10 protein-coding genes are annotated in these 12588 nt (G+C 34.9%); 8 read left to right on the top strand and 2 right to left on the bottom strand.

Translation table 11 applies throughout. The features are described 5' to 3' along the window. Positions 1 to 36: 36 nt before the first annotated feature. The 6 genes from P163_RS01220 to P163_RS01195 all read left to right on the top strand — a co-directional run bounded on the left by P163_RS01220 (position 37) and on the right by P163_RS01195 (position 7897). Positions 37 to 519: a single-stranded DNA-binding protein gene (locus P163_RS01220; RefSeq protein WP_034886949.1), complete on the top strand. Its 483-nt coding sequence runs from the start codon at positions 37 to 39 to the stop codon at positions 517 to 519. A 21-nt stretch (positions 520 to 540) separates the two neighbouring features. Next, positions 541 to 1863 carry a gliding motility-associated protein GldE gene (locus P163_RS01215; protein ID WP_034886948.1) on the top strand — a complete coding sequence of 441 codons (1323 nt, stop codon included), beginning with the start codon at positions 541 to 543 and terminating at the stop codon, positions 1861 to 1863. Continuing rightward, positions 1860 to 2420: a gliding motility lipoprotein GldD gene (gene gldD, locus P163_RS01210; protein WP_034886947.1), complete on the top strand. Its 561-nt coding sequence runs from the start codon at positions 1860 to 1862 to the stop codon at positions 2418 to 2420. The genes P163_RS01215 and gldD overlap by 4 nt, the downstream gene beginning before the upstream one ends. 133 nt (positions 2421 to 2553) lie before the next feature. Beyond that, the gene (locus P163_RS01205) at positions 2554 to 5550 is read left to right on the top strand and encodes a SusC/RagA family TonB-linked outer membrane protein (protein WP_034886946.1); all 2997 of its coding nucleotides are present in this window, start codon (positions 2554 to 2556) and stop codon (positions 5548 to 5550) included. Between the two features lie 11 nt (positions 5551 to 5561). After that, a complete protein-coding gene (locus tag P163_RS01200; protein WP_034886945.1) occupies positions 5562 to 6878 on the top strand; it encodes a RagB/SusD family nutrient uptake outer membrane protein in 1317 nt (438 codons plus the stop codon). A 110-nt stretch (positions 6879 to 6988) separates the two neighbouring features. Then, entirely contained in the window at positions 6989 to 7897 is a 909-nt protein-coding gene (locus tag P163_RS01195) for a DMT family transporter (protein ID WP_034886944.1), read from the top strand. Between the two features lie 31 nt (positions 7898 to 7928). Here the strand turns inward: P163_RS01195 and P163_RS01190 are convergent, their stop codons facing one another. Together P163_RS01190 and P163_RS01185 are read right to left on the bottom strand one after the other, a co-directional pair. Continuing rightward, positions 7929 to 9995: a M16 family metallopeptidase gene (locus P163_RS01190; RefSeq protein WP_034887711.1), complete on the bottom strand. Its 2067-nt coding sequence runs from the start codon at positions 9993 to 9995 to the stop codon at positions 7929 to 7931. A gap of 21 nt (positions 9996 to 10016) precedes the next feature. Further along, a complete protein-coding gene (locus P163_RS01185; RefSeq protein WP_034886943.1) occupies positions 10017 to 11348 on the bottom strand; it encodes a M16 family metallopeptidase in 1332 nt (443 codons plus the stop codon). Between the two features lie 188 nt (positions 11349 to 11536). Between P163_RS01185 and P163_RS01180 the strand changes: the two genes are divergently transcribed. Then, complete coding sequence (locus tag P163_RS01180; RefSeq protein ID WP_034886942.1) at positions 11537 to 12007, top strand: DUF4199 domain-containing protein; 471 nt, start codon at positions 11537 to 11539, stop codon at positions 12005 to 12007. Between the two features lie 98 nt (positions 12008 to 12105). Beyond that, positions 12106 to 12579, top strand: a complete 474-nt coding sequence (rplU, locus tag P163_RS01175) for a 50S ribosomal protein L21 (RefSeq protein ID WP_034886941.1) — start codon at positions 12106 to 12108, stop codon at positions 12577 to 12579. Positions 12580 to 12588: the final 9 nt, after the last annotated feature.

Below are 12588 nucleotides of genomic sequence, written 5' to 3'. Positions count from 1 at the left end.
AATAGCGGTAATTTTGCGCATTAAATTTATTCAATTATGACAGGCACACTTAACAAAGTAATGTTGATAGGGCATACAGGAGATGATGTAAAAATGCATTATTTTGAAGGTGGAGGTGCTATAGGTAGATTTCCTTTGGCAACAAATGAAGTGTATACCAATAAATCTACCGGGCAACGTGTAGAAAATACAGAGTGGCATAATATAGTTGTAAGAAATAAAGCAGCAGAGATCTGTGAGAAATATCTTAAAAAAGGTGATAAGGTCTATGTAGAAGGAAGGTTAAAGAATAGAAAATGGACAGATGAAAAAGGCTTGGAAAGATATTCTGTAGAGATACAGTGTACAGATTTCACTTTTTTAACTCCTAAAAATGAAACATCAGCACCTTCATCACAGCCTCAATCTCAATCTCCTCAAAATGGAGGTTATTCACAACCTAATACAGCTGTAAAAAACGATACCGCCTCAGGGCAATCAATGAATAATCAAGAAGAAGAGGACGATTTACCCTTCTAAGTTTAACTAAAATCATAGCCATTGGATCCAGATCCTCCCAGTTTAATTTCGTTATTTTTCTCTTTAGATATATCGCAAATATTCAGTTTTGTGATGATATTTGTGTTACTAATATTCTCTGCTCTCATTTCTGGGGCAGAAGTTGCTTTCTTTTCGTTAACACCTTCCAACTTTATAACAGAAAATGGTAATAGAAGCAACAGCCAGAAGATAGTTGTAAAACTTCTTGAAAAACCTAAAAAGCTACTTGCTACCATACTTGTTGCTAACAATGCTATTAATATTGCTATAGTTCTATTGTTTAATGCCCTTACAGATGAGTTCTTTGGAAGAATGAATGCTGTGTTGTTTGGTGTTAACTTTAAATTTGTGGTAGAGGTAGGATTGGTAACTTTCTTAATCTTGCTCTTTGGGGAAATTCTTCCTAAAGTTTATGCTAGCCGGAATAATGTGAAATTTTCTAATTTCATGGCATATCCTTTAAACGTTCTCGATTTTATTTTTTCTCCCTTAAGTATTCCTATGCGCGCCATTACCATCTTTATTCATGAAAGATTGGGGAAGCAACGAAGTTATATAAGTGTAGATCATCTATCTCAGGCGCTAGAACTTACCAGAGATGAAGATACCACCCATGAGGAGCAAAAGATTTTAAAGGGAATTGTCTCTTTTGGGAATACAGATACAAAACAGGTTATGAAACCTAGAATGGATATTTTCGCCTTAAATGAAAGTCAGCCATTTAAAGATATCATACCAGAGATCATAGAAAATGGTTATTCAAGAATTCCTGTGTATAAAGAAAATGTAGATCAGGTTACAGGGATTCTATATGTAAAAGATATTCTGCCCTATCTTGATAAAAAAGAGTTTGACTGGACAAGCCTAGTAAGAGATCCTTACTTCATTCCTGAAAATAAAAAGTTGGATGATCTGCTTAATGAATTTAAGGTTAAGAAGATACATCTCGCTATTGTAGTAGATGAATATGGAGGAACCAGCGGATTGATCTCTTTGGAAGATATTATAGAAGAGATAGTAGGAGATATAAGTGATGAGTTTGATGACGAGGACTTGATATTCTCAAAATTAGACGATAAAAACTTTGTTTTTGAAGGTAAGACCCCTTTAAAAGATTTTTATAAGATCATTAAGCTTGAAGATGCTTCTAAATTTGAAGAGAATAAAGGAGAATCTGAAACTCTGGCTGGTTTCTTATTAGAGATCTCTGGAGGGTTTCCAAAAAAGAATGAGATCATCTTCTTTTCAAATTATAAATTTATAATTGAAGTGATAGATGATAAAAGGATAAAACAGATTAAATTGAGCATAGAAGACGTATGAGAAAGTTGATTTTTAGCATATTCATTCTATTGGCTGTTTTGAGTTGTAAAGATGAGGAACAGCCAAAGCCAAATGCTTTTCTGGCGCTAAATTATCCGGAAGCTAATTATACTACCATAGATCTTAATTGCTCCTATAGCTTTGAAATGAATCAAATTTCAAATATAATACAAGCACAAAATAATAAACCGTGTTGGATAAATATTAAATACCCATTGCTTGATGCGGCAATATTTCTAACATATCAGCCAGTTAATAACAACTTAGATTCTTTATTAACAGACGCTCAAAAACTTCCTTTACAGCATACCATAAAGGCAGATTTTATTGAAGGAGATATCTATGAAAATAAAGAACATAGAGCTTATGGTATGTTCTACGAAATAGATGGGAACGCTGCATCACAGGCAGAATTTTATATTACAGATAGCACGAAGCATTTTCTTACCGGATCTCTTTACTTCAACCAAAGACCAAATTTTGATTCTATTATGCCTGCAGCTGCCTATATAAAGAAAGATATGAGACATCTTATGGAAACTTTAAAGTGGAATTGAGTTGTTAATATTTTAAGTTTTAAAATTACAATCTTTCAATGTTTGGTGTTTAAACAAACACATTTCTCTATATAATAACTGTTTGTTTGTTATTAATTCATATTTTAGTTAAACTAATTATAAAATATGAGTTATGAGGCAAATTCAATTACGATGCGTTAGGTTGATATTTTTGCTATTTGTGTTTCCGTCATTATTAATGGCTCAGGAAACGCTTAACGGTAAAATTATTGACGAATCTACGGGAGAACCGGTGCCCTTTGTGAATGTTATTCAAAAAGGTACTTCTAATGGAACCACAAGTGATTTTAATGGTATTTTCTCTTTAGAAGTCAATGCTCTCCCTACAATCTTGGTCTTTTCTTATATTGGTTTTGAGACTCAGGAGATTAATGTAACCAGTAATTCCCCCATGGCTATTAATTTTGCTCAATCTGCCGCAGCTTTAGACGAAGTTGTAGTAACAGGTTTGGCAACTTCTGTAAAAAGAACCAATTCAGCTAACGCTGTAGCTTCTATATCTGCTGCAGAACTTGTTGGAACTACCACACCACCAACTTTGGATGGTGCGCTATACGGTAAATTTCCAGGTGCTATTGTAAGTGCAAACTCCGGAGCTCCGGGAGGAGGACTTTCAGTTAAATTGCGTGGAGCTACATCTATACAAGGAAATACACAACCTCTCTATATTGTAGATGGAGTTTATGTAGATAACTCTTCTATAGCAGCAGGTTTAAACGCTGTATCTGGCGCCGCGGCGGGAGGTAGTGCTTCCAATCAAGATAACCCATCCAACAGGATTGCAGATATAAATCCGGAAGATATCGCAAACATAGAGATCTTAAAAGGGGCGTCTGCCGCCGCTATCTATGGTAGTAGAGCTGCAGCAGGGGTAGTTATTATTACTACCAAACGTGGAGTTGCAGGAGAAACTTCTTATAGATTTTCACAATCTGTAGGATGGACGGAAGTAATTAATCTATTAGGTGTTAGAGATTATAATGAAGATAGAGTAAGAGAATCTTTTGGAGATGCCGCTGTTCAGGATTTTATAGATGCCAGAGATGGTAATAGACTTGTAGATTATGAAGAGGAATTATTTGGGAATAAAGGGCTGCTTACTATAACCAACTTTAGTACTAGTGGTGGTGGAGAGAAAACCAAGTTCTTTGCCGGAGTAACGCACAATAGTGAAGATGGAATTGTTGCCAATACCGGATATGAGAAAATATCCTTGAGATTGAATGTGGATCATCGTGCTAATGATTTCGTGAAATTAGCGCTGAGTACTAATTACATTCATTCTTCTTCTGATAGAGGGTACTTTAATAATGATAATACAGGAACCTCAGTGGGAGTTGCTTTAACAGGAACTGTGCCTTGGTTGCAATTATTTCCAGACGAAAATGGGAACTATCCTGATAACCCATTAGGATCTTCCAATATCTTACAAACTAGAGATCTGGTAACTAATAATGAAAAGATCAATAGATTGATCATGGGAGGTTCTGCTAACATAGATCTTTACAGGAATGATAAGTCTAACTTAGAATTAATTTTACGTGGTGGTTTAGATTTTTATGGGTTTAATACATTGGCATTTTTTCCAAAAGAACTTCAATTTCAAAAACCATCTAATGGAGGACAGAATGGTGTATCTGTGCAGGGAAGTACTCAAAATAAGAACTATAATCTATCTGCATTCTTAGTACATAATTACTTTACAGACAATAATATCAATTTTAGAACTCAGGCAGGTTTAACCAGAGAATATTTTGATAGAAACGGTTATTTAATTACCGCTACAGATCTTGTCGCTTCAGAAACAAATGTAGATCAGGCTACTAATACCGGGGTAGATCAAAATAGATTGAAGCAAGAAGATGCAGGTTTCTTTGCGCAAGAAGAAGTAAATTTTCAAGATAAAGTAATTGCAACAATTGGGGTGAGGGGTGATAAATCTTCAAACAATGGAGATGCTAATAAACTTAACTATTATCCAAAAGCTTCGGTTGCTTTAAACTTAAATGAGTTTGGCTTTTGGAATCAGAATTCAAAATTTAACCAATTAAAATTAAGAGCTGCTTATGGTGAGGCGGGTAACTTTCCACCAATTGGAGCATTGTTTACATCTTACAACAGTTTTACCAATGTAGGACAGGGCGGTGTAACATTAAAAGGAATTAGCCTTATTGGAACCAGAGGTAACCCAGATCTGAAGTCGGAAAGACAAAAGGAATTTGAAACAGGGGTAGACTTTGGATTTTTTAATGACAGGTTAACAGGATCTCTTACTTATTATATCAAAACCGTAGACGATCTTATCTTAAATGCTTCTAAAGAACCTTCCTCAGGATTTACTACAGAATTTGTAAATGCGGGTAGTCTTGAGAATAAAGGGGTAGAGATCGCGTTAAATGCAGCTATTTTTAGAGGTGAAGATTTTAACTGGGATTTTGGAATGAACTTCTTTAAGAACAAATCTGAGATCACCAGATTAGATGTTCCGGCATTTAATGCAGGTGGTTTTGGAGCCACGCTTGGTACCTTTAGAATTGAAGAAGGTAAAAGTGCTACTCAAATTGTTGGGATCGGGCCAGATCCAGATGCTAACGGTTTACAAAAGTTTGGAGATGCAGAGCCAGATTTTCAAATGAGTTTTAATAACTCTATTAGCTATAAAGGTTTTGATTTCAATTTCTTATGGCAATGGAAAAAAGGAGGAGATAATATCAATTTAACTGCGCTTTTAACAGATTTAAGTGGAACTAGTCATGATTATGATGAAATAGATCTAGATCCTGAAGGGCAGATTGGAAACGGGCCTTATCGTGTTAGTCAGTTAGGTTCTTCTGCAGCAGTATTTATTGAAGATTCCGGATATTTAAGATTGAGAGAGGTTGGTTTATATTATACTATACCTTCTGCTATTACAGACTCTTTCTTAAACGGAACCTTTGACAGAATTAAATTTGGTTTCTCCGGAAACAATTTGATTAATATTTTCGATTATAACAGCTACGATCCGGAAGTTTCCAACTTTGGAGGAGGTGGTATTTTTAATGCCGTTGAGGTAACTCCTTTTCCATCTTCCAAGAGATATATGTTTAACGTAGCCTTTAACTTTTAAAAAATATTAATATGAAAATTTTAAATAAAATATCAATCTTGATGGTTGCAGGCTTACTTACAACTTCCTGCACCGTAGAAGAGTTTTCAGATCTAAACGGTCCGGAAGTAGGTTCTTTGGTAGAAGATCTTTCTCGCGGTGATCTTCAGGATCTCGTGGGAGGAGTTTTTTATAGCATGAGAGTTGGTCTTGGAAATTATTATGACGATACCGGAGTTTTGGGACGTGAGTTTTATAGATTCTCAAGTTCAGACCCTAGGCTAACGGCAGATCTCTTGGGAAGAGAGAATGCCATTTTAGATAATAATACCTTTTATATTACCACGCCTTGGGCCGCAAGATATAGAACTGTAAAGAATGTAAATATTATACTAGAAGCATTAGATAACTCTACTGCAGATTTTACTGAAGGTGAATTAAATGCAACCAAAGGATTCTTAAAGACCATTAAAGCGCATGAGCTATTGATGAATTTAAATCTAACAGATGAAAATGGTATTAGAATAGATGTGAATGATCCGGAGAATTTGGGGCCAATTGTTTCAAAATCTGAAGCTTTATCTGCGATTAGAGCTATGTTAGAAGAAGGAGCTAGTAATTTAGCTGCTGGAGGAGATTCATTTCCTTTTAGCATGACTGCTGGTTTTGATGGATTTAACGATCCTTCTTCATTTTTAGAGGTTAATAAGGGGTTGTCTGCTAGAGTTGCCGCGTACCAAGAAGATTTTTCTGCCGTATTAAGCTTTTTGGGAGATTCTTTCTTAGACCTTAATGGAGATCTTTCTGAAGGTATCTACTATGTTTTCTCAGATGATCAGAACGACCTTCCTAATCCGGTATTTTTCCAACAAAATGCTTCTGCTGCTGGAGTTAGAATTGTTCAGCCAGATTTCATTACAGATGCAGAGGCTGGGGATGATCGTATAGATGCTAAGACAAGCTTGAGAGATGAGACCATTACTTTTGATGGCCTTTCTGGAGATTATGATTTCTTTGTATTTAAGTCTAGAACAGATAATGTTCCAATAATAAGGAATGCTGAACTTGTTTTACTTTATGCTGAAGCTAATATTAATACCAATCCGGAGGAAGCGGTGAAAGCATTAAATGTAATTAGAAATGCTGCCTCGCTATCAGATTATTCTGGTGCAAATACAGCTTCTGCCTTAACTGCAGAAATGTTGAAGCAAAGACGTTATGAGCTATATGGAGAAGGGCATAGATGGATTGATGCCAGACGTTATGATATTTTAAATACCTTACCTATAGACAGACCGGGAGATGATGTGTTTACACAATTCCCTATTCCACTTACCGAGAATGAGTAGTTAATTAATAATTATAATTCTATAATTAGTCCAATGTGTCGAGAGATGCATTGGATTTTTTATTGTTGACAATTGCCTATTTTCGCCTACTTAAATCTTATTCTGAAGCAATGCCGGTAAAAAATCTTAAATGGGTCTATTTAGTCCTTCTTTCTATAGTTTGGGGAAGCTCATTTATCCTGATTAAAAAAGGACTCGTAGGATTAACTCCTCTTCAATTGGGTTCTTTCCGAATTCTGTTTGCAGCTTTGTTCTTACTCTTAGTTGGATTCAAAAGTTTGTTAAAACTAAATAAAAGTCAGTGGAAATGGATCGTGATCTCTGGTTTCTTGGGTTCATTTTTTCCTGTATACCTCTTTGCTTTTGCAGAAACAGAAATAGATAGTGCTGTGGCATCCATCTTAAATGCAGCAACACCCTTAATGACCTTGATCTTTGGAGTATTGTTCTTTAAACTGGCGTTAACTCAAAATAAAGGAATTGGAGTTATCATTGGGTTGCTTGGTACTTTAGGGTTGATCTTTAGCGGAGCGCAGGTTAATCCAGATCAAAATTATTTTTATTCCATTTTGGTAATAATTGCAGCTTCCTGCTACGCTATCAATGTAAATATTTTAAAGCGATATATGCATGATATCTCGGCACTGGGTATCACTACCGGAAATTTTTTAGTGCTTGCAATTCCTGCATTTATAATTTTATTATCTACAGGCTTTAATTTTGATGATATAAAAGTTGATTCTGAGATTGGAATCTCTGTATTCTTTGTGATGATCCTGGGGGTTATAGGAACCGGTATAGCGATGATAATCTTTAATAGGTTGATACAGATCTCAGATCCTGTATTTTCTACTTCAGTAACTTATACTATTCCTCTGGTGGCTTTGGGTTGGGGATTCTTAGATGGAGAGAAATTTAGTTTACTTCAATTATTTTCAGCTTTGATTATTTTATTAGGTGTGTTTTTGGTGAATAGAGCTAAGAACCTATATACATCAAATAAAAAAACCGGCCTCTAGAGACCGGTCTTTCCAACATTAACAAAAATAATTATTCTTCAAAATCTGCATCGCTTACTCCTTCATTTAATTTGATAGAAGAAACGTTGAATTCAAAAGATTGTGGTCCAAAAGACTGAGAAATTGTAAATGGAAATTTAATTCCGTCAACTTCCTGGTAGTTGGAGTACAAAGTAGGGATAGACATTGTCTGTCCTGCTTGAGATACTGTTTTTACAGACTTCACTTTAAGTCCAGACTTAACATCATAGTAAGATGTAGTTTGCTCGTTTAGAGAAACTGCATATGCATCCTGACCTTCAACCTGCTCAATTCCCATCACTTTAGCTCCTTCAGCATTTAGCTCAGGGAAGGTATTGGCATCTTGTTTTGCAGCCGCAATTTGCTCTTCGTTAAAAGGCATTTTTTGTCCTTGCATAACAGCATATCCGGTAGTTCCATTAAAGATCTGCTTACTCATAGCCTGTCCAGCCATAGACACTACAGTAGAAGATTTTCCATTTGCAGTAGTTTTAGTTTCAAGATCTAATTTTTGTCCTTGAATTGTTGCTTGTGCCATAAGTACAACACTTTCCACTTTTTTAGCAGCTTCTTTACCACCAATAGCGTTCAAATATTTGTCAAAAACAGTTGCTACAGTTACAGAAGCATCTACGGTTTTGTTAAATTCTGGCTTTTTAATTTCTTTAGCTTGCTTATCAAAATACTTTACAGGGATGTCTTTTCCATTGTAGGTAAGGTTCTCTAAACTTTCTGCAACATCACTACCTTTTCCTGCAATTACAATTCTTGTATTGTCTACCTGGAAATATTTTTTAGCTACTCTCTGAACATCTTCTGCAGTTACGGCATTTATCTTTTTCAGATAGTTTTGGTAGTAATCTTTAGGAAGATTTTCCGTTTCAATGTTTAAAGCATATTGAGCTATTGTTGTTGGGTTTTCTAATGCTCTCACAAAGTTTCCAACATATTTTGCTTTTGCTAAAGCCAATTCTTGAGTAGAAACTTTTTCATTTCTAATTCTGTGAATCTCATCTAAGAAAGCAACAACAGCACTATCTGTTACGGCATTTCTTACACTAGCGCTAGCTACAAAAGAAGATACATATTTATCATCATCTGTTCTAGAGTAAGCTCCATAAGTGTAACCTTTATCTTCTCTAAGGTTGTTGAATAATCTTCCTTCACCACCACCACCAAGAACTTGGTTAGCAATAATAGCCGGGAAATAATCTGCATCTCCTTTTTTAAGTTTGATAGTATTTACTAAAGCAACTTCACTTTGAACAGCATTTGGCATGTTTAAGAAATCTACCTGAGTGTACTGAACGTTTTTAGGTTCTGGTAAGGTAAACGTTGGAAGCGTACCTTTTTTCCAAGAGCTAAATCCTTTTTTTACTAGATCTTTAGCTTCTTTAAGGTTGATGTCTCCTACTATTACTAAATATGCATTTTGAGGCACAAAATAATTGTTGTAGTAAGATTTTACATTGTCTAAAGTTAAGGTCTCTACAGTTTCTTTAGTAACCATTTCCCCATAAGGGTGATTAGTTCCAAAAGCTAATGCAGATCTTAGTTTTCTAGCATTTGCTGCAACATCTTTCTCATCAGATTTTAATCCTTCTAAAAATCGCTCTTTAGCTTTGTCAAATTCTTCTTGAGTGAATTTTGGATTCAATGCTCCATCTGCCATCAATTCTAAGATTCTAGGAAAATACTTAGATAAACTTCTTGCTGAAGCTCCGCTAGAAAAGTAATTTAAGTTTGCACCTAAATAATCTATCTCTTCATTAAAAGCATCTTTCTCTACAGAAGTTGTTCCTGTTCCTAAAAGATCTCCGGTAAGTGTAGATATACCTGCTTTTGCTCCTTCTGGATGTGGAGGATTGTCCATAGTAAGCGTCATACTCACTCTTGGAAGTTTATGATTCTCCACTAAAAGTACTTTTAAACCATTATCTAGCTTAAAAGACTCTGGAGTACCTAAGTTTATTTTGGGAGCCGGACCCGGTTGAGGTTGCTTGCTTCGGTCTACTTGGGCTTGAATTCCAAACGAAACAAGAAATAAAATGGCTAATGCTGTTATTTTATTTTTCATCATTGTATTTTTAATTTTTATCTATTCAGAATCAGCTGCGCTATCCTCTTTTGGTAAGTATTTTAATACTAATCTTTGATTTGGATTAAGATATTCATTTGCTACTCTTTTAATATCTTCTCTAGTAATAGAGCGGTAGATCTTTATCTCATCATTTATCAAATCTGTATCACCATAAAGCATTTGGTATCTAGCCAAAGAATTTGCAATTCCTTCTATGCTGCTGTTAGAGTTTACAAATTGATTTTCAAAAGTATTTTGAAGTTTTTCGTATTCTCTTTCTGAAATTAATTCAGTTTGAAGTTTTTTGATCTCCTCATCAGTTTCTGCAACTATAGTATCTAAAGCTACGTCTCCTAGTGGAATACCAAAGATCACATACTGCCCGTAATCTTCCTGGCTAATGTTGAAAGCACCAATTTGAAGCGCTTGTTTTTGCTCATCTACCAATTTTTTATAAAGTCTAGAAGATTTTCCTGAAGTTAATACAGAAGAGATCATGTCTAAAACATAAGCATCCTTGTTCTTCATAGAAGGTGTTCTATAAGCAGTAACAATTGCAGGTAATTGAATGTTAGGATCATTATACGTTGCATTGATTTGCTCTGTAATAGGCTCCTCTTTAATATTAATAGGTGTTACTTCATTTCCTTTTGGAATTGGAGCGAAATAATCTTGGATCATTTTCTTTGTTTCTCCAATTTCAATATCTCCAGCTACTACTAATGTAGCATTGTTAGGTGCGTAGAATTTCTTGTTAAAATCTCTAAACTCTTCTAAAGTTGCAGCATCTAAATGATCCATAGATCCAATAGTTGCCCAACGGTAAGGGTGATTTTTAAAAAGATTCTTTTTAACCTCTGCTAAGATCTGCCCATAAGGAGAGTTATCTACACGCAATCTTTTTTCTTCTTTTACAACTTCATTTTGAGTGTCTACACCACCTTGGTTAATAATTGGATGTAACATTCTTTCAGATTCCATCCATAATCCTAATTCTAGATTGTTAGATGGAAAGTTCTCGTAATAGTAAGTACGGTCATCTGTAGTGTTAGCGTTGTTAGCACCACCATTAGCAGAAACTATCTTAAACCATTCTCCTTTATCGATGTTCTCTGTACCTTCAAATAAAAGGTGTTCAAAGAAGTGAGCAAATCCTGTACGTTCAGGATTTTCGTTTTTTGCTCCTACATGGTACATCACTCCGGTGGTTACTACGGGTGCAGTTTTATCCTGATGTAAGATGACATGTAAGCCATTATCAAGATCGTACTCGGTAAATTCAACTTCTTGTGCGAATCCGGTAACTCCAAGAATTAGCGCACAGGCTGATAATTTAAATTTGTTGATCATTTTTTTTGAATATTTTTATTAATGTAGGTATAGGTTGCTCAAACAGTGAAGTTGTTACATTATATCAGAAAATTTAACAATTAGCCCTATTTTTAGTTCCACAAAGCTTAAAGATGTTAAAATTAACAGCGTATTAAGTAAATTACTGATGAATTTTAAAGAACTTTAGAAAAGAAAAAAATAAAAGAATGAAAACATTAAGTATCCCAATTAAATATGGAGTTGCTATTTCTGCTGGATTAATAGCTTATTTTTTAGTCCTCGCGCTTTTTGAAGTGCATACCCAACCGGCGTTTAGTTTATTTAACGGTGTAATTATGGGCTTTGGAATGTATGAAGCTATAAAACATTATAGATTAGAGAAAGGTGACAATTTTAAATATCAAAAAGGCTTCATGGCACTTTTGCTAACGGGTTTTAACGCTAGCATTATTTTCACCATATTTTTTGGTCTTTACTCCACAGAATTTAATCCTGATTTTTTAAATCAATTATTGAGTATGTGGAGATCAGACTATGATACTAGTGTTGGAATTGTAATTTTTGTAGTAGCCGTTATGGGGTTTGCTACCACCTTTGTACTTACACTTTCTTTTATGCAGCTATTTAAAGATTCTTGGAATGCAGGATCAGGAAAAAAACAACAGGTACGAAAATAATCAAAGACTTTGTGAATTAATTATTTAGAAGTATATTTGCACCCGCTTGTGGAAAATTTGCAAGCAATTTATTTAAATAATTAATTTAATTATACGCTATGTACGCAATTGTAGAGATAGCAGGGCAGCAATTTAAGGTTGCAAAAGACCAAAAGGTATTTGTACACCGCCTAGCAGGAGAAGAAGGAGATAAAGTTTCTTTCGATAAAGTTCTTCTAACAGGTGATGGTGACAATTTCACTTTCGGCGCCCCAGCTATAGACGGTGCTTTGGTAGATGCTAAAATCACCAGACACGTAAAAGGAGACAAAGTTATTGTCTTTAAAAAGAAAAGAAGAAAAGGTTACCGTGTGAAGAATGGTCACCGTCAATCTTTAACTGAGATTTCTATCGTTGGAATTACACTTCCAGGATCTAAGAAAAAATCAGAACCGGCTAAAAAAGAAGAAGCTAACACTTCTAATGATTTAAGCCAGAACACTGTTGCTGAATTGAGAGATATGGCAAAAGATAAAGGAGTTGAAGGTTACTCTTCAATGAAAAAAGCAGAATTAATTGCTGCTTTAAGTTAATTTAATAGT

Origin of the sequence: Gillisia sp. Hel_I_29, from assembly GCF_000744275.1 — a bacterium.
GTDB lineage: Bacteria > Bacteroidota > Bacteroidia > Flavobacteriales > Flavobacteriaceae > Gillisia.
This window is presented reverse-complemented; position numbering and strand designations above follow the sequence as displayed.